13 protein-coding genes are annotated in these 18,108 nt (G+C 70.6%); 4 read left to right on the top strand and 9 right to left on the bottom strand.

Annotated elements, in window-relative coordinates; genetic code table 11:
* Positions 1-24: 24 nt before the first annotated feature.
* From F0344_RS23525 to F0344_RS23505, 5 genes are all read right to left on the bottom strand, one after another.
* Positions 25-783, bottom strand: coding sequence for an HNH endonuclease (locus F0344_RS23525; protein WP_258050070.1), 759 nt, complete (start codon positions 781-783; stop codon positions 25-27).
* On the bottom strand, positions 780-2,165 hold the full coding sequence (locus tag F0344_RS23520) for an AAA family ATPase (protein WP_185300688.1): 1,386 nt from the start codon (positions 2,163-2,165) through the stop codon (positions 780-782). The genes F0344_RS23525 and F0344_RS23520 overlap by 4 nt, the downstream gene beginning before the upstream one ends.
* Positions 2,166-2,618: 453 nt before the next feature.
* Positions 2,619-3,449 (bottom strand): sugar phosphate isomerase/epimerase family protein, encoded by an 831-nt coding sequence (locus tag F0344_RS23515; RefSeq protein WP_185300687.1) that lies wholly within the window; start codon positions 3,447-3,449, stop codon positions 2,619-2,621.
* Entirely contained in the window at positions 3,446-4,588 is a 1,143-nt protein-coding gene (locus F0344_RS23510) for a dihydrodipicolinate synthase family protein (RefSeq protein ID WP_185300686.1), read from the bottom strand. Before F0344_RS23510 ends, F0344_RS23515 begins: the two co-directional genes overlap by 4 nt.
* Entirely contained in the window at positions 4,585-5,736 is a 1,152-nt protein-coding gene (locus tag F0344_RS23505; RefSeq protein WP_185300685.1) for a Gfo/Idh/MocA family protein, read from the bottom strand. The genes F0344_RS23510 and F0344_RS23505 overlap by 4 nt, the downstream gene beginning before the upstream one ends.
* A 111-nt stretch (positions 5,737-5,847) precedes the next feature.
* Between F0344_RS23505 and F0344_RS23500 the strand changes: the two genes are divergently transcribed.
* Both F0344_RS23500 and F0344_RS23495 read left to right on the top strand, forming a co-directional pair.
* Positions 5,848-6,942, top strand: a complete 1,095-nt coding sequence (locus F0344_RS23500; RefSeq protein WP_185300684.1) for a LacI family DNA-binding transcriptional regulator — start codon at positions 5,848-5,850, stop codon at positions 6,940-6,942.
* A gap of 74 nt (positions 6,943-7,016) precedes the next feature.
* Positions 7,017-7,805 carry a sugar phosphate isomerase/epimerase family protein gene (locus tag F0344_RS23495; protein ID WP_185300683.1) on the top strand — a complete coding sequence of 263 codons (789 nt, stop codon included), beginning with the start codon at positions 7,017-7,019 and terminating at the stop codon, positions 7,803-7,805.
* A 145-nt stretch (positions 7,806-7,950) separates the two neighbouring features.
* Here F0344_RS23495 and F0344_RS23490 read toward each other — a convergent pair whose 3' ends face one another.
* On the bottom strand, positions 7,951-8,859 hold the full coding sequence (locus F0344_RS23490) for an EamA family transporter (protein ID WP_185300682.1): 909 nt from the start codon (positions 8,857-8,859) through the stop codon (positions 7,951-7,953).
* Positions 8,860-8,972: 113 nt separating this feature from the next.
* Between F0344_RS23490 and F0344_RS23485 the strand changes: the two genes are divergently transcribed.
* Both F0344_RS23485 and F0344_RS23480 read left to right on the top strand, forming a co-directional pair.
* Positions 8,973-9,899, top strand: a complete 927-nt coding sequence (locus F0344_RS23485; protein ID WP_185302849.1) for a LysR family transcriptional regulator — start codon at positions 8,973-8,975, stop codon at positions 9,897-9,899.
* Positions 9,900-10,020: 121 nt separating this feature from the next.
* Complete coding sequence (locus tag F0344_RS23480) at positions 10,021-11,850, top strand: glycoside hydrolase family 3 protein (protein ID WP_185300681.1); 1,830 nt, start codon at positions 10,021-10,023, stop codon at positions 11,848-11,850.
* A gap of 100 nt (positions 11,851-11,950) precedes the next feature.
* Here the strand turns inward: F0344_RS23480 and F0344_RS23475 are convergent, their stop codons facing one another.
* From F0344_RS23475 to F0344_RS23465, 3 genes are all read right to left on the bottom strand, one after another.
* Positions 11,951-13,429 carry a S28 family serine protease gene (locus tag F0344_RS23475; RefSeq protein ID WP_185300680.1) on the bottom strand — a complete coding sequence of 493 codons (1,479 nt, stop codon included), beginning with the start codon at positions 13,427-13,429 and terminating at the stop codon, positions 11,951-11,953.
* Positions 13,430-13,521: 92 nt separating this feature from the next.
* Positions 13,522-13,980, bottom strand: coding sequence for a hypothetical protein (locus tag F0344_RS23470; RefSeq protein WP_258050069.1), 459 nt, complete (start codon positions 13,978-13,980; stop codon positions 13,522-13,524).
* A gap of 184 nt (positions 13,981-14,164) precedes the next feature.
* Positions 14,165-17,929, bottom strand: coding sequence for an ABC transporter ATP-binding protein (locus F0344_RS23465; protein WP_185300679.1), 3,765 nt, complete (start codon positions 17,927-17,929; stop codon positions 14,165-14,167).
* Positions 17,930-18,108 lie beyond the last annotated feature (179 nt).

Below are 18,108 nucleotides of genomic sequence, written 5' to 3'. Positions count from 1 at the left end.
GCAGTCAGGGTCGCCAGGCCGGTGTCACGCGCGAGCCAGAAATGCTCCGCGCAGGGCCGGATCACGTAGGAGCCCAAGGGTCTCCTCCTCACCGCTGAACAGCAGCTCCGCGGCCGGATGGCCGGACTGGTGGAACATCCCCGCCAGGACGTCCGCGAGCGGGCGGTCCCAGGCCACTCGGGCGACCTCCGCCGCCTTGCTGTGCTGTCCCCGGTCCGTGGCGATGTGCCACAGCTCGACCGACTGCTTGGCGGTGGCGTAGGCCGTTCTGCGCCCATGGACGAGGACACCGCGTGAGTTGAGTCCGAACACGTCTATGCACGCCTCGCCTTGGGGCGTCAGCCCTTTGTACGTGCACAGCGGCAGGACCAACCGCAAGTGATCCAGTGGGTCCTGGAGGGTGGGGTCGACAAGGAGCGGGCTGCCGTCCCCTTCGGATCGAGGAAAGGCGTTCCGCTTCTGGTTGCTGTTGCAGTACGCACAGGCCAGCAAGTGGTTGAGCCACTCGAAGGTACGCACCGGAGCGAGGCTCTTCGGCTCGAAGTGATCGATGTCCGTGCCCTGGTTGTCGCCGCAGTACATGCAGCGCTGGTGGCCGGGCGCCATGTCGGCGAGGGTGGCCAGGAGGCCGTCGCGGACACGTCGGCGGACGGTGGTGTGGGCCCACAAGCGGGCTGCCTTGACCTTGCGGGCGCCCTCGGCGGTCTGCTCGATCTGCTCGGTGTACGTCTTGAGGCCTGTCGCCGTGTCCGGTGGCAGATCGGTGCGATGTAGCCGGATCACTCCGTCCCGCCGCCCTCTCCGTCTCCGATCTCCTCGGCAATGCGGTGGAGGTGGGCGGACATCTCGTGGACACGTGCCGTCGGGGAGCTGGTGAGCAGGTCCTTGAGCTTCTTGTATCGCTCGACCGTGTCCGGTGACGTATCCCCCTCGTACACCTTGGACTCCAGTGCAACGAACTCGGCACGGACATGCTCGGCCCGCTCGGAGTACGGGGTGTCGAGACCGAAGAGGTCGGAGAGCACCGCATCGTCACCGCTGCCGTAGACCACTCGCTCGTACAGGTCCTCCGGTACGACATCGGGCGCGGCATCCTCGTCCACGCCCGGCAGGCGGATCAGGCCGCCGGGATCGGCGGCCTGGCAGATGTACGGGCTGTGGGTCGTGACGATGAACTGGATGTTGGGGAAGTGCGTGGTCAGCCAGGGGCCGATGCGGCGCTGCCAGGTGACGTGGAGGTGGGCGTCGATCTCGTCGATGATCACGACGCCGGGAACCTGGAGAGGGCTGGGTCCGCCTCCCCTTCCGCCGAAGGCCTCGTCGCCGAAAGCGTCGTGGATCTGCTTCAGCAGGTCGACCACGAGCGCGGCCACCGTGCGGAACCCGTCGCTCATCTCGCGCAAGGGGTAGCGGTGCCCGTCGCGTGTGACCCACAGCCCCTCCGAGTCGACGTCCTCGACGCGATAGCCGTCGGGAAGGAGTTCGTCTCCCAGAACGGAGAGCGCCGCTGCCTTCAGCTCTGCGGCACCCTCCCTGCCTTCGAGCGCGCGTAGATGCTGCTCTCTCAGCCAGCCGACCCCTTCGGCCAATGAGGCATCCTCGTGGAACAGGCTCGCCTGGCGGGCCACCGGGCCGGAGGCCAGCATCAGACGCTGCACCTCGCCCGAGCCCCCGGCCATGCGTCGGAAGGGCCCGTACGCGGCGCAGAACCAGCCCACCGGATTGTCGGCCCACGGGCCGCGCTGGGCACTCTTCGCTCTGGGCTTGTACCTGACTTCTTCCAGGGCCGGCTGGACCGTCCTCTGTCCTCCGACACCGTCGCCGGGGGATGTCCATCGCATGCCTGTCCAGAAGCGGTTCTGGGTTCGCCCGGAGGCAGTGAACCTGTCGAAGACCGCGTCCCTGACGACTTCTGCCTCGGCAGTGCCCGAGTCCGCCCCCCGCGTGACCCAGTTGTCGAAGCTCTGGACCAGGCCCCGCGCCGCCACCGGTCCGCTCAGGCTCAGGGCCAGTGCCCGAAGCAGTGTCGTCTTTCCCGCTCCGTTCCGTCCCGCGAGGACCGTCCAGCCGGCGTGAGAACCGTCCGGGCGGGTGAGCGTCAGGTCGACGACGCGCGGACCACTGAACGATTTGATGTTCTCGACGTGCACGCGGGAGACGTACATGGCTGTCGGTTCCGTCCGGTGTAGGGGGCGGGTCTATTCGGGTTCCGCATCGGCCGGGACCTCGCCGCCCAGTGCCTCCTGCCGCAGCAGCCAGCCCTCGAAACGCTCCTCGACACCGTACGGTACGGACGGAGCTCACTGTCCGCGCCAAGCTCGTAACGGATCAGGCTGATCAGGCTGATCAGGTCAGGGATAACTGCCTCACGTCCCCGGGCGGGCCACCGCCCGGTTCAGGCCCCTGGCTCCTCCCGCACCGGAAAAGCGGACGGAAAGCGGAACGGGCCCGGTCTCTCGACCGGACCCCCTCGCTTTCCCCTCCCCGTCGGGTCTACCCGTCCCCCCGGACCCCTCCCCAGAAGCCCCGACGCCGAGTACGACCAGGCGGGGTACGTAAAGGTTGCACCCCTTTGCGATCTCTTTACCTTGATCGTTCCTGGGACTCTCCCAGAGCTCTCAGCAGGCGTGTTCCTGGTACCGGGCGGCCACTTCGGCGAGCACCTCGGCGCCGTCGCGGGCCCACAGGGACTCGTTGAAGATCTCCACCTCGATCGGTCCGGCGAAGCCCGCCGCCTCGACCTGCTGCCTGAACGCGCGGAAGTCCACGCTCCCCTCGCCCAGTTGGCCCCGGCCCAGCAGGACCCCCGCCGGAAGGGGAGTGATCCAGTCCGCGAGCTGGAAGGAATGGATGCGTCCGCCCGCGCCCGCACGGGCGATCTGGGCGGGAGCCTGGTCGTCCCACCAGACGTGGTAGGTGTCGACGACCACCCCGACCTGCTCGGCGGGGAAGCGCTCCGCGATGTCCAGGGCCTGGGACAGCGTGGAGACGACGCAGCGGTCCGACGCGAACATCGGGTGCAGCGGTTCGACGGCCAGGCGTACGCCGCGCTCGGCCGCGTACGGGGCCAGTTCGGCGAGGGCGTCCGCGATGCGCTCGCGGGCGCCGTACAGGTCCCGGCTGCCGGCCGGGAGGCCGCCGGAGACCAGGACCAGGGTGTCGGTGGACAGGCCGGCCGCCTCGTCCACCGCCGCCCGGTTGTCGTCCAGGGCGCGGGCCCGTTCGGCCGGGTCGGTCGCGGTGAAGAACCCACCCCGGCAGAGGCTCGTGACGGAGAGGCCCGCGTCACCCAGCAGGCGGGCGGTGCGCTCCACCCCGTACTCCTGGACGGGGGCCCGCCACAGGCCCACCTTGTCGATGCCCGCCTTGACGCAGCCCTCCGCCAGCTCGGGCAGGGACCACTGTTTGATGGTCTCCTGGTTGATGCTCAACCGGGTGAGATCGCTCATCGGGAACCTCCCTGGACCGTCAGCAGCGCGCGCATCCGGGATTCGGCCAGCTGCGGATCGGGGAACAGGCCCAGTCGGTCCGCGAGTTCGTACGCCTTCGCCAGGTGCGGCAGTGAGCGCGCGGACTGCAGGCCGCCGACCATCGTGAAGTGCTCCTGGTGCCCGGCGAGCCAGGCCAGGAAGACGACACCCGTCTTGTAGAAGCGGGTCGGCGTCCGGAACAGATGCCGGGACAACTCGACCGTGGGGTCGAGGAGTTCGCGGAAGCCTTCCGTGTCACCGGTGTCCAGGACCCGTACCGCGTGCGCGGCCAGCGGGCCCAGCGGGTCGAAGATGCCGAGCAGTGCGTGACTGAAGCCCCGCTCGTCGCCCGCGATCAGCTCCGGGTAGTTGAAGTCGTCGCCGGTGTAGCACCGCACTCCGCCAGGGAGACGGCGGCGGACATCGATCTCACGCTCGGCGTCCAGGAGCGAGATCTTGATGCCGTCGACCTTGTCGGGGTGTTCGGCGATGACCTTGAGGAAGGTGTCGGTGGCGGCGTCGAGGTCGGTGCTGCCCCAGTAGCCCTCCAGCGCGGGATCGAACATCGGGCCGAGCCAGTGCAGGACGACCGGCTCCGTGGCCTGGCGCAGGAGATGGGCGTACGTCTCCAGGTAGTCCTCGGGCCCCTTCGCCACCGCCGCCAGGGCGCGGGAGGCCATCAGGATGGCCTGGGCGCCGCTCTCCTCGACCAGCGCGAGCTGCTCCTCGTACGCCGCGCGCACCTCGGCGAGGGTCGCGGGTCCGGTGAGCTGGTCGGTGCCCACTCCGCAGGCGATCTGCCCGCCGACGGCCTTGGCCTCGGCCGCCGAGCGGCGGATCAGCTCCGAGGCGCCCGCCCAGTCCAGGCCCATGCCGCGCTGGGCGGTGTCCATGGCCTCGGCGACTCCCAGGCCGTGCGACCAGAGGTGGCGGCGGAAGGCGAGGGTGGCGTCCCAGTCGACGGCGGCCGGTGCGTCCGGGCTGATGTCGGCGTACGGATCGGCGACGACATGGGCGGCGGAGAAGACCGTACGGGAGGTGAGCGCGGCCTTGCCGGGGGCGAGGTCGAGCGGGGTGGCCCGGGGTTCGTACGGGCCCTGTGGGAGCCGAATCGTCACAGTGACAGCTCCGGCACGTCGAAGCGCCGGCCCTCGGCGGAGGACTTCAGGCCGAGCTCGGCGAGCTGGACGCCGCGCGCACCGGCCATGAGGTCCCAGGTGTAGGGCTCGTCGAGGACGATGTGGCGCAGGAACAGCTCCCACTGGGCCTTGAAGCCGTTGTCGAAGACGTCGTTGTCCGGGACTTCCTGCCACTGGTCGCGGAACGACTCGGTGACGGGGAGGTCCGGGTTCCAGACCGGCTTGGGGGTGGCCGAGCGGTGCTGGACGCGGCAGTTGCGCAGTCCGGCGACGGCGGAGCCGTGGGTGCCGTCCACCTGGAACTCGACGAGCTCGTCGCGGTTGACGCGCACGGTCCAGGAGGAGTTGATCTGGGCGACCGCGCCGCTCGCCAGCTGGAAGGTGCCGTAGGCGGCGTCGTCGGCGGTGGCGGTGTAGGGCTTGCCCTGCTCGTCCCAGCGCTGCGGGACGTGCGTCTGGACGTGCGCCTGGACGGTCGTGACCTTGCCGAACAGCTCGTGCAGGACGTACTCCCAGTGCGGGAACATGTCGACGACGATCCCGCCGCCGTCCTCCGCGCGGTAGTTCCACGACGGGCGCTGGGCGTCCTGCCAGTCGCCTTCGAAGACCCAGTAGCCGAACTCGCCGCGCACGGACAGGATCTCGCCGAAGAAGCCGCCGTCGATGAGGCGCTTCAGCTTCACCAGGCCCGGCAGGAAGATCTTGTCCTGGACCACACCGTGCTTGATGCCGGCGTCACGGGCCAGCCGGGCCAGGTCGAGGGCGCCTTCGACGTCCGTGGCGGTGGGCTTCTCGGTGTAGACGTGCTTGCCGGCCGCGATGGCCTTCTTGATCGCCTCGACCCGGGCCGAGGTGACCTGCGCGTCGAAGTAGATGTCGATGCTGTCGTCCGCGAGCACCGCGTCCAGGTCCGTCGACCACTCGGTCAGACCATGCTGCGCGGCCATCTCCTCCAGTGCGTGGGCCCGGCGGCCGACGAGCACCGGCTCGGGCCACAGCACCTCTCCGTTGCCGAGGCCGAGGCCGCCCTGCTCGCGGATCGCGAGGATCGAGCGCACCAGGTGCTGCCGGTATCCCATGCGACCCGTGACGCCGTTCATGGCGATGCGCACTGTCCTGCGTGTCACGAAGTTCCCTCCATACAGACGTAGCAAGCGCTTTCTATACGGTATGAAGCTAGCCTGCCGACAGCGGCCCGGACAAGAGGGGGCGCCCTGATTACTCCTCGGAGGAAAGCGATGACAGTCACCCTGGCGGACGTGGCGGCTCGCGCCCGGGTGTCCCCGGCCACGGTCTCCCGCGTCCTGAACGGCAACTACCCCGTCGCCGCCTCGACGCGCGAACGGGTCCTGCGCGCGGTGGACGACCTGGATTACGTGCTCAACGGTCCGGCCAGTTCGCTCGCCGCGGCCACCTCGGACCTGGTGGGCATCCTGGTCAACGACATCGCCGACCCGTTCTTCGGGATCATGGCGGGAGCGGCCCAGTCCGAGATCGGCGGACCGGGTGACGGTTCGGGCCGGGCGGGCGGGGAGAAGCTCGCCGTCGTCTGCAACACCGGCGGCTCCCCCGCACGCGAGCTGACCTATCTCACCCTGCTCCAGCGCCAGCGTGCGGCCGCCGTGGTCCTGACCGGCGGCGCCCTGGAGGACCCCGTCCACCAGGCCGCGATGTCCGCGAAGCTGGCCAAGCTCGCGGACGCGGGTACCCGGATCGTCTTCTGCGGGCGGCCCCCGATCCCGGGCGGCGACGCGGTCGCCGCTTCCCTGGCCTTCGACAACCGGGGCGGCGGGCGGCGCCTGACCGAACACCTCATCTCGCTCGGCCACCGGCGGATCGGCTACGTCGCGGGCCCGCGCGAGCGCACGACCACCCGCCACCGGCTGGAGGGTCACCGCGAGGCGATGCGGGCGGCCGGGCTGTACGGGGAGGAGGGAGGCGCCGACACGCACCCCGACGTGGAGCGCCTCACCGTCCACGGCCCGTACGACCGCCGCTCCGGTTACGAGGCCACGCTCGAACTCCTGCGCCGCGACCCGGGCGTGACGGCGATCGTCGCCGCCAACGACACGGTCGCGCTGGGTGCCGGGGCCGCGATCCGCGACCAGGGACTGCGCATTCCTCAGGACGTGTCGGTGGCCGGTTTCGACGATCTGCCGTTCTCGGTGGACGCGGCCCCCGCGCTCACGACCGTACGGCTGCCGCTGTTCGAGGCGGGGGCCCGGGCCGGCCGTCTCGCGATGGGCAAGGAGACGCCGCCGCCCGGCGGCATCGCGACGATCGCGGCCGAACTGATGGTGCGGGGCTCGACCGCTCCGCCCCGGGTGGGCTGAGGTCGCAGGCCGGGCGAGGTTTCCGCCTGCCGCTCCGGGACAGCCGTACACCGACCGACGGAAGGAACACGCACGTGAAGCTCGCTTTCTCGACTCTCGGAGTGCCCGGGATGCCCGTCGCCGACGTGGTCCGGCTCGCCGCCGGTCACGGCTACCAGGGGGTGGAGCTGCGCACCCATCCGGAGGAGCCCGTCCACCTGGGGCTGTCGTCGGCCGAACGCGCCGAAGTCGTCGAGGAGTTCAGGCGCGGCGGGGTGGAGATCCTGTCCCTGGCCGGGTACGTCCGTGTCGCGGCCGAGGGCGCCGACGAACCGGTCATCGACGAGCTCGCCCAGCTGGTCGAGCTGGCCCGGGACCTGGGCGCGCGGTACGTCCGGGTCTTCCCGGGCGGCGGCGAACAGGACCCCGCGAGGGCCGACGCGACGGCCGCCCGCCGGCTCGGCGCCGCCGCTCCGCACGCCGCCGACCACGGCGTACGCGTCCTGCTGGAGACCCACGACTCGCACCGGGCCGGCGTGGACACCGCCCGAGTGGTGGGAACCGTCGGGCACCAGCACATCGGCGCGCTGTGGGACGTCATGCACACCTGGCTGGCGGGCGAGGACCCGGTCGCCAGCCACGCCGTCCTGGCCCCGCACCTGGGCTACGTACAGGTGAAGGACATCGCGTCCGCCGACGACAGGGAACCCCTGGCACTGGGCGCGGGCGTGCTGCCGCTGGGCGCCTGTCTGGACACGCTGGACCCGGACAGCTGGGTCTGCTGGGAGTACGAGAAGCGCTGGCACCCGGAGGCGACGGAGCTGCCGGGGCTGCTGGCCGCGGGGCGCGAGCACCTGCTGCGGCTGGGAGCGCCGAAGCAGTAAGCCGGAGACACAGCGGACCGGAGACACAGCGGGCCAGAGACACAGCGGGCCAGAGACACAGCGGGCCAGAGACACAGCGGGCCAGAGACACAGCGGGCCAGAGACACAGCGGGCCGGATACACAGCGGGCCGGATACGCAGTGGCTCAGACGCGTTCCGGCTGGGCATCGGCGGGCGCGGCGGGGGCCGGGCGGGTGCGGCGCACTCCCGCCAGGGAGGTCAGCGCCACCCCGCCGACCAGCAGCGCCGCCGCGCACCACCGCAGCGGGCTCACCGACTCGTCGAGCAGCAGCGCGGCAGACGACATGCCGAACACCGGCACGAGCAGGGTGAACGGGGCGACGGACGAGGCCGGGTGGTGGCGCAGAAGGAAGCCCCAGGCCCCGAACCCGAAGACCGTCGCGATCCAGGCAACGTAGAGGATGCTGCCCACGCCGCTCCGGTCGAGGGCGGCCAGGGCCTCGGCGTCACGCTCCCAGCCCTCGAAGAGCAGCGAGAGGCCCAGCAGCGGCAGGACCGGCACGACCGAGACCCAGACCATGAAGTTGAGGGCGTCGGGCGGGGCGGCCTTGCGGGTCAGGACGTTCGACACGCCCCAGCAGGCGGCTGCCGCGATCACGAGGACGAACGCGAGCACGGGTCCGCCGGCCCCTTCGTCGACCGCGGCCACCGCGATACCGGCGAGGGCGACGGTCATCCCCAGCACGCGTACCCCGCCGGGCCGTTCGCCCAGGGCGACAGCGGCGAAGAGCACCGTGAAGACGGCCTGGACCTGGAGGACGAGCGAGGAGAGTCCAGCGGGCATCCCCTGGTCCATGCCGATGAAGAGCAGCCCGAACTTCGCCACTCCGAGGACCAGGCCCACGCCGATGATCCACTTCCAGGCGACCTTGGGGCGCCCCACGAGGAAGACCGCGGGCAGGGCGGCGACGAGGAAGCGCAGACCGGAGAAGAGCAGCGGCGGGAAGTGGCCGAGGCCGATCTCGATGACGACGAAGTTCAGACCCCAGACGGCGGCCACCAGTGCGGCCAGGGCGATGTGGAGAGGGCGCATGCACCGAGCATCGGGCCCGCGGACCAGGTAGCACCAGCACGGATTTCTTCATGGTGCAATTGAGCGTCGCTAACGCTTTCCGTCCACGCTTCCCTTCGGTCTGCGAGGTTCCGGTGCTCGATCTCTCCCGGCTGCGCGCCCTGCACGCGATCTCCGTCCATGGTTCCGTCGCGGGCGCCGCGGCCGCGCTCGGCTACACCCCCTCGGCCGTCTCGCAGCAGATCACCAAGCTGGAACGAGAGACCCGCACGACGCTGCTCGAACGGCGCGGGCGGGGCGTCGCACTGACCGAGGAGGCGCTCCATCTCGCCTCCGCCGCCAAGCAGTTGCTCGCGATCGTCGAGCAGGCGGAGACGACGCTCGAAGAGCGCAGGGGGCAGCCCACGGGCCGGCTGTCGATCGGGGCCTTCGCGTCGGCGGCGCGTGGTCTGCTGCCCGGCGTCCTGGCGGAGCTGGACCGGGAACATCCGGCGCTGGAGGCCCGGCTGACCGAGGTGGATCCGCACCTCTCGGTCGATCTGGTGACCAAGGGTGTGATCGATCTGGCGGTCGCGCACGACTGGGACATCGCCCCGCTGCCCGCCCCGGAAGGCGTCGCCCAGGCCGTGATCGGGGACGACCGGTGCGATCTGCTGGTACCGGAGGGCCATCCGCTGGCCGGGCGCACGGCGGTGCGGCGCGAGGAGCTGGCCAGGGAGCGGTGGATCTGCCAGCCACCGGGGACGGTCTGCCACGACTGGCTCGTACGGACCTTGCGGGCATCGGGGTACGAGCCGGACATCAGGCACCAGGCCGAGGAGAACCACACCCAGCTGGCCCTGATCGCCGCCGGGCTCGGGGTCGCGATGATCCCCCGGCTGGGTCGTGGGCCCCTGCCGGCGGGCGTGGTGGCGGTACGGCTCGCTCCCGTACCGGTGCGGCGGCTGTACGCGCTGTGGCGCACGGAGGCGGCGCGGCGGCCCGCGATCAGGGCCGCGGTGGAGGCGCTGCGGGTACGGAGCGTGGCGGCCGGGCTGCAGTCGACGCCGTCCTCCGATTGAGGACAAGACGGTGACTTCGCGGCAGGAGAACCGCTTTCTCGGGCCGTCCCCTTGACTGGTAGTTACTTTCCATATATCCGTACAGTCTTGGAAGTTTCTTTCAGTACCGGAAGGAGCTCACGTGCACCACCGCACCTCCCGACGCGCCCTCCTCACCGCCGCCGCGGTCACCGCCGCGGCAGCAGCGACAGGCGCCGTCGCCCCTGGCGCCGCCGCCGAGGAGTCCGCCGGCCCCGCCACGCACGACCGCCTCGGACGGCTCGTCTCCAGGATGACTCTGGAGGAGAAAGTCGGCCAGCTCTTCGTGATGCGGGTGTACGGGCACTCCGCCACCGATCCCGACCAGGCCGACATCGATGCCAACCTCACCGAGATCGGGGTGCGCACGGCGGCCGAGCTGATCTCCACGTACCACGTCGGCGGGATCATCTACTTCGCCTGGGCGCACAACACCCGCGACCCGCACCAGATCGCCGAGCTCTCCAACGGCATCCAGCGGGCCGGACTGGCCGAGCGCACGCCCGTACCGCTGCTGATCTCCACCGACCAGGAGCACGGCATCGTCTGCCGGGTCGGCGAACCCGCCACGCTGATGCCCGGCGCGATGGCGCTGGGAGCGGGCGGCTCGCTCTCCGACGCCCGGCTCGCGGGCCGGATCGCGGGCGCCGAACTGGCGGCCATCGGTATCCGGCAGAACTACGCGCCGGACGCCGACGTCAACGTCAACCCGGCCAACCCCGTGATCGGCGTGCGCTCCTTCGGCTCCGACCCGCAGTCGGTGGCCGGTCTCGTCGCCGCGCAGGTGAAGGGGTACCAGAGCGCCGGTATCGCCGCCACGGCCAAGCACTTCCCCGGCCACGGCGACACCAACACCGACAGCCACACCGGCATCCCGTACATCCACCACACCCGGGAGCAGTGGGCCGAACTGGACGCCCCGCCCTTCCGGGCGGCGATCGCCGCGGGCATCGACTCGATCATGACCGCGCACATCGTGGTCCCCGCGCTCGACGCGTCCGAGGACCCTGCGACGCTCTCGCGTCCGATCCTCACCGGGGTGCTGCGCGACGAGCTGGGATACGACGGTGTCGTGGTCACCGACGCGCTGAACATGGAGGGGGTACGGACGAAGTACGGCGACGACCGCGTGCCCGTGCTGGCGCTCAAGGCGGGCGTCGACCAGCTGCTGAACCCGCCGGACCTCGCCGTCGCCTGGAACGCCGTCCTGGCGGCCGTGAAGAGCGGGGAGATCAGCGAGGCGCGGATCGAGGAGTCGATCCTGCGCATCCTGCGGCTGAAGGCGAAACTCGGGCTGTTCCGCGACCCGTTCGTCAGCCGCCGGGGCGTGGACAGGGTCGTGGGCATCCCCTCACACCTCGCCGCCGCCGACCGGATCGCCGAGCACACCACCACGCTGCTCGCCAACCCCGGTTCGCTGTTGCCCCTTTCGCGGCGCTCCCACCGGAACATCCTGGTGGTCGGCGCCGATCCGGCCTCGCCGTCCGGTACGACGGGCCCACCCACCGGCACGCTCGCCGCGGCCTTCGACGAGCTCGGGTTCAACGCGACGGCGCTGTCCACCGGCATCACCCCCACCCAGGCGAAGATCACCGAGGCGGTCGCGGCGGCACAGGGCAAGGACGCCGTGGTCGTGGGCACGTACAACGTCTCCATGACCAGCTCGCAGCGCACCCTGGTCAGGTCGCTCGCGGCAACGGGCGTCCCGGTGATCGCCGTCGCCATCCGCAACCCGTACGACATCGCCCGTCTCGACGGGACCGGATACGCGGCGAGCCTCGCCACGTACTCCTGGACGGATGTCGAACTGCGGGCGGCAGTACGGGTCATCGCGGGCGTCGCCCGCCCGGAGGGCAAGCTGCCCGTGCCCGTCCAGCGCGCGGACGATCCCACGCAGGTGCTCCACCCCGTCGGCTACGGCCTCACGTACTGACCGGGGCATCGGGACACACGCAGGGGCCGCGTCCCCGGGTTCGCTGTACGGAACCCGGCGGGCGCGGCCCCCTTCGGTGTCAGGGCGTCAGGTCAGTGCGTCACGGACGCAGCGTGCCCTGGTCCCGCTCGGTCTTCGCGTCCCGCTTGTCCAGACGCGCGTCGTACGGGGCGAGCGGCTTCGCCTTCGACGGGTCGGCCTGGACGGCCGCCGGGGCGACTCCGGCCCAGCGCAGGATGGCCGCGACGGCCTCGGCCTTCTCGTCGGCGACGAGACCGGACACCTTGGCGCCGTGGTTGGCACCCGGAGCGGTGTAGACGTAGCTGTCACGGGCGCCCGCGCCGAGACGGAAGGGCTCCGCACCCCACGGGTCGTTCTCGCCGTAGACGTACATCATGCGGTTGGCGTTGTTCCGGACCCAGCTGTCCACGTCCCGCATCTTCGACGGCTGGAACGTCATCGGGATGTCGCGCGGCACGAAGGTCCGCGGCGGCTGGTAGCCGTACCGGCTGAGGTCACCGAGCCACGGCTGCTTGATGTCCGGGGAGCCGAGCTGGGTGCCCGCCTGGTAGTAGTACGGCGTGTACCTCTCCAGGCCCTGGTCGGCGTAGGCGGCGAAGCCGGAGATGCCGTCGACCGAGTCCCAGATCGCCTCGTCGGTGGCGCCGGCGGCGTCGGCCGGAACGGCCTCGCAGTCGGAGACGAGGCTGTACTGCCAGAACGCCCAGACGTAGTCCATGACCACGGCCTCGTACGCCTTGTCCAGCGTGCCGACGGTGTTGAAGGTGTAGCCGTTCTCGGCGGCGAACGCCTCGAACCTCTTCTCCAGCGGCTCGCGGCGCACGAGCGCCTCGCGCTGCACCCCGGCCAGCCGGTCGCGGCAGTCCTTGGTGCCGACGTTCGCGAAGAACCGGTCGTATGCCGAGTCCTCCTTGTTCACCACGTCGTTGGGCGCGACATAGGCGACGACGCCGTCCATGTCCTTCGGGTAGAAGCGCTCGAAGTACGTGGCGGTCATGCCGCCCTTGGAGCCGCCAGTGGTCAGCCAGTTCTTGGTGTAGAGCTTCTTCAGCGCCTTGAAGACCCGGTGCTGGTCGCTGGCGGCCTGCCAGATGTCCAGCTTCGACCAGTCGGCGGGCGCCGGACGGGACGGGGTGAAGAAACGGTACTCCAGCGAGACCTGGTTGCCGTCGATGATCTGCGTCGGCTCACTGCGGCTGGGGTTGGTGGAGACGTTGTAGCCACTGGTGAAGAAGACCGTCGGCCGGCTCGTGTCCTTGTGCAGCAGCGTGACGCGCTGCTCGAACGTGCCCTTGTACGGGTTCCGGTGGTCCACCGGCTGGGTGTAGTTGAGGACGAAGTAGCGGTATCCCGGATACGGCTTCTCCTGGATCAGACTCATTCCCGGGATGGCCAGGATGCGGTCCTTGATGTCCTCGCTGCTTGCGTCGCCGCTGATCGTGCTGCTCTGCGTCGCGGTCGGTTCCGCGGCTGTGGCCGCACCGGCCGAGGCCCCTGTCGCAGTGACAGTGCCTATGAGCACCGCGAGCGACAGAACCCCTCTGAGCGCCTTGCGCATTCACCCTCCCCTTGATTCACGACATTCGCCGTGAACCTAGCGGGGGCAACACGTGCCACGCCAGACCCGTTGCGTGATCTTTCACCAGGAGCTCAGCAGAGGATCCATCCGGTGGAGCCCGAAGTGCCCGCGACGGCACCCGTCGCACGGACGCAGCGGTTGAGAGCGTAGACCGTGACCGGGCCCGCTCTCGTCGTGAAACGGCCCTCGTCGACGACCGGCCGGCCGCCGCGCGCCTGGAGCGAGACGCTCATCGCGCGGCGGGTGCCGGGCTTCTTGGCGACGGTCACCGCGCAGACGTAGGCGCGGCTCTTGTAGACGCGCAGCTCACCCTTGGCGAAGGACACCGTCTTGGCCGGCCTTCCGGAGCAGGCGGCGACGGCCTGGACGGGAGTGCCGAGGGCGAGGGCGAGGGAGGCGAGCAGAGGCAGGACGAGCAGATGCGCGAGAGTGCGCCTGCCCCTGGGGCGCCTGCGACGCCCCAGGGGCCTCTGTGGCCGCTGTGACCCCTGTGGCCTCTGCGCCTCCCGTGACCCCTGTGGCCCCTGCACCTCCTGTGTGTCCTCTGCTCCCTCTGCTCCCTCTGGTCCCGACGGTCTTGATGACCTCAGCGGTCTCACCATCCCCATCGAACACATTGGCCCTGCCCGAGACGTGCACGTACATGCGTACGACGCGGGGAGCTGTCCGAAGGTTGCATGGAGAGAGGACCGGTCCCCGTGGGCCGGGGTGCCGTCACACCGCCGCCGGTTCGTCCTCTCCTATGAACGTGCGCCACAGCCGGGCGTACGTGCCGTCCATGGCCAGCAGTTCGGCATGGGTACCGTCCTCGACGACCCGCCCGTGGTCCATCACCACGACCCGGTCGGCGCGGGCCGCCGTGGTCAGCCGGTGCGCCACGACCAGCGTCGTGCGGCGGCCGGTGAGCCGGTCCGTGGCCTGGTTGACCAGGCCCTCCGTGGCGAGGTCCAGGGCGGCAGTGGCCTCGTCGAGCAACAGGATGTCCGGGTCGACCAGTTCGGCACGGGCGAGCGCGATCAGCTGACGCTGGCCCGCCGAGAGGTTGCGGCCCCGCTCCGAGACCTCGTGCAGATAGCCGCCCTCGAGCGTGGCGATCATCCCGTGCGCGCCGACCGCTCGCGCCGCCGCCTCCACCTGGGCATCGGTGGCGTCCGGCAGACCGTAGGCGATGGCGTCGCGAACCGTACCGGCGAAGAGGTACGCCTCCTGCGGTACGACTCCGAGCCGGTGCCGGTACGCGGTCATGTCGAGCTTGCGCAGATCGGTGCCGTCCGCCGTCACCCGGCCCGCCGTCGGGTCGTAGAACCGGGCGACGAGCTTGACGAGCGTGGACTTGCCCGCGCCCGTCTCGCCGACGAAGGCGACCGTCTGACCCGCCGGGATGCGCAGGTCGATGCCGGTGAGTGCCTCTTCCTCGCCGTTGTACGCGAAGGACACGCCGTCGAACGCGATCTCGCCGCGCAGCGACGGCACGTCCAGCGGCTCGTCGGGGTCGGCCGTGGACGTCCGCTCCTGGAGGAGTTCCTGGATGCGGCCGAGCGAGACCGTGGCCTGCTGATAGCCGTCGAAGACCTGGGAGAGCTGCTGCACGGGAGCGAAGAACAGCTCGATGTAGAGGAGGTACGCGACCAGCGCACCGGTGGTCAGTGTCCCGTTGTCGACACGGCCCGCACCGACGATCAGCACGGCGGCCGCGGCGACGGAGGACAGCAGCTGGACGAACGGGAAGTAGATGGAGATCAGCCACTGGCCGCGTACCCGGGCCTCGCGGTAGTGGTCGCTGCTCGCCGCGTACCGTGCGGCGCCGTCGTGCTCGCGGCGGAAGGCCTGCACGATGCGCAGTCCGGAGACGGACTCCTGGAGGTCGGCGTTGACGGCGCTGATGCGCTCACGGGCCAGCTCGTACGCCGCGACGCTCTTGCGGCGGAAGAAGAACGTCCCGATGACCAGGACGGGCAGTGTCGCGAACACGACCAGAGCCAGTTCGACGTCGAGGACGAGCAGGGCGACCATGATGCCGAAGAAGGTGACGACGGAGACGAAGGCCGTGACCAGACCGGTCTGGAGGAACGTGGACAGGGCGTCCACGTCCGTCGTCATCCGGGTCATGATCCGGCCGGTCAGCTCCCGTTCGTAGTAGTCGAGGCCGAGCCGCTGGAGCTGCGCGAAGATCTTGAGGCGGAGCGCGTACAGGACCCGCTCGCCGGTGCGCCCGGTCATCCGGGTCTCGCCGATCTGCGCGAGCCACTGCACGAGCACGACGAACAGGCCGAGCCCGGACGCGGCCCAGACCGCGCCGATCGCCAGCTGGGTGACGCCCTCGTCGATGCCGTGCCTGATGAGGACGGGCAGGAGCAGGCCCATGCCCGCGTCGACGGCGACGAGTCCGAGGCTCACCAGCAGCGGCAGCCCGAAGCCGCGCAGCAGCCGGCGCAGACCGTAGGACTCCTCGGCCCGTACGGCACTCGCCTCGTCGATGTCCGGGGTGTCGGTGGCCGGCGGCAGCGCGTCGACCTGGGCCAGCAGCTCGGGGGTGGCGGGCATCCCGTCGGCCACCGGGCCGCGCGGCTCCTCCTTGCGGATCCACAGCTCGGGGGTGATGCCGTGCTCGGCGTCGAACTCGGCCTCCAGCTCCTTGCGCAGCGTCCGGTCGTCCTCCCGGACGTCCGCCCTGACCGGCCGGTGGCCTGGCGAGGTGCCGCCCAGCTCGTCCGGGTCGGTGAGGAGCCGGCGGTAGAGCGCGGAGTCCCGCTCCAGTTCCTCGTGCGTACCGATGGCGGCGAGCCGGCCCCGGTCGAGGACGGCGATCCGGTCGGCGAGCCCGAGCGTGGAGCGACGGTGGGCGATCAGCAGCGTGGTGCGGCCCGCCATCACCTGCTTGAGGGCCTCGTGGATCTCGTGCTCGACGCGGGCGTCGACGGCGGAGGTGGCGTCGTCGAGGAGCAGCAGCCGGGGGTCGGTGAGGATGGCGCGGGCGAGCGCGACACGCTGGCGCTGACCGCCGGAGAGGCTGAGCCCGTGCTCGCCGACCTGGGTGTCGTAACCCTTCGGCAGGTCCGTGATGAAGCCGTGGGCCTGTGCGGAGCGGGCGGCCTCCTCGATCTGCTCCTGGGTCGCATCCGGGAAGCCGTAGGCGATGTTGGCCCGGACGGTGTCGGAGAAGAGGAAGCTGTCCTCCGGTACGAGACCGATGGCAGCGCGCAGCGATTCCTGGGTGAGCTCACGGACGTCGTGGCCGCCGACGAGGACGGCGCCGTGCGTGACGTCGTAGAAGCGCGGCAGCAGGAGCGAGACGGTGGACTTGCCGCTGCCGGACGCGCCGACGACGGCGACGGTCTCGCCGGGCTCGATGGTGAGCGAGAAGCCGTCGAGGACGGGCCGCTCCGAGGCTCCGCTTCCAGTGTCATTGTCTCGAGCGGAGGCGGAGCGAAGCGGAGCGTATCCGAAGCGGACGTCGTCGAATTCGACGCGGGCCGGGGCGTCGGCCGGCAGGTCCTTCGTGCCGTCCTTCATGGTCGGCTCGGTGTCGATGAGTTCCAGGACCCGTTCCACGCCGGCCCTGGCCTGCTGGCCGACGGTGAGGACCATGGCGAGCATCCGGACCGGGCCGACGAGCTGGGCGAGGTAGGTGGAGAAGGCCACGAACGTCCCGAGGGTGATCTCCCCCCGGGTGGCGAGCCAGCCACCGAGCGCCAGCATCGCGACCTGGCCGAGCGCGGGCACGGCCTGGAGGGCGGGGGTGTAGCGGGAGTTCAGCTTGATGGTGCGCAGCCGGCCGGCGAAGAGCCTGCGTCCGACCTCGCGCAGCTTGCCGGTCTCCTGGTCCTCCTGCCCGAACCCCTTGACGACCCGGACGCCGGAGACGGCGCCGTCGACGACTCCGGCGACGGCGGCGGCCTGGCTCTGCGCGTACCAGGTGGCGGGGAAGAGGCGGGTACGGGAGCGGCGGGCGATGAACCAGAGCGCGGGGGCGACGGCCAGGGCGACGAGGGTCAGGAGCGGCGAGAGCCACGCCATGATCACCAGGGAGATGACGAAGAGCAGCACGTTCCCGATGGTCATCGGGAGCATGAAGAGAAGCCCCTGGATCAGCTGGAGGTCGCTGGTGGCACGCCCCACGACCTGTCCGGTGGACAGCTCGTCCTGCCGCTTCCCGTCGAGCCGCGTGATCGTCGAGTACATCTCGGTACGCAGGTCGTGCTGTACGTCGAGGGCCAGCCTGCCGCCGTAGTACCGCCGGATGTACGTGGCGATGTAGACGAGCACGGCGGCGCCTATGAGCAGCCCGGTCCAGACGGCGAGGGACCTGGTGTGCCCGACCACCACGTCGTCGATGATCACCTTGGTCATCAGCGGGACGAGGGCCATCACGGCCATTCCGGCGAGCGAGGAACCCAGCGCCAGCACCACGTTGCGCCGGTAGCGCCACGCGTATCCGGCCAGCCGCCGGCCCCACCCCTGTTGTTCCGCGCCCTCCACCGATGCCTCCCGTTCGACCCGCCGTCCACCTGATCTACCGGAAGTCACCAACGCGGTCGGCAGCGGATTTCATCCCTGCGCGACACAAACGGTCCCTAGGACCTAGGACCTCTGACCGGTCCAGGTCCACCGGGCCGTCCGGGCACCGTTTCGTCCTCGATCGCCGGACGGGCCTGGTC

Origin of the sequence: Streptomyces finlayi (assembly GCF_014216315.1) — a bacterium.
In the GTDB taxonomy this organism is placed as follows: domain Bacteria; phylum Actinomycetota; class Actinomycetes; order Streptomycetales; family Streptomycetaceae; genus Streptomyces; species Streptomyces finlayi_A.
This window is presented reverse-complemented; position numbering and strand designations above follow the sequence as displayed.

Excerpts from the sequence above, each read along its gene's own strand:
- F0344_RS23500 (WP_185300684.1), top strand. The coding sequence starts at position 5,848 with ATGACAGTCACCCTGGCGGACGTGGCGGCTCGCGCCCGGGTGTCCCCG.
- F0344_RS23490 (WP_185300682.1), bottom strand. The coding sequence starts at position 8,859 with ATGCGCCCTCTCCACATCGCCCTGGCCGCACTGGTGGCCGCCGTCTGG.
- F0344_RS23515 (WP_185300687.1), bottom strand. The coding sequence starts at position 3,449 with ATGAGCGATCTCACCCGGTTGAGCATCAACCAGGAGACCATCAAACAG.
- F0344_RS23475 (WP_185300680.1), bottom strand. The coding sequence starts at position 13,429 with ATGCGCAAGGCGCTCAGAGGGGTTCTGTCGCTCGCGGTGCTCATAGGC.
- F0344_RS23520 (WP_185300688.1), bottom strand. The coding sequence starts at position 2,165 with ATGTACGTCTCCCGCGTGCACGTCGAGAACATCAAATCGTTCAGTGGT.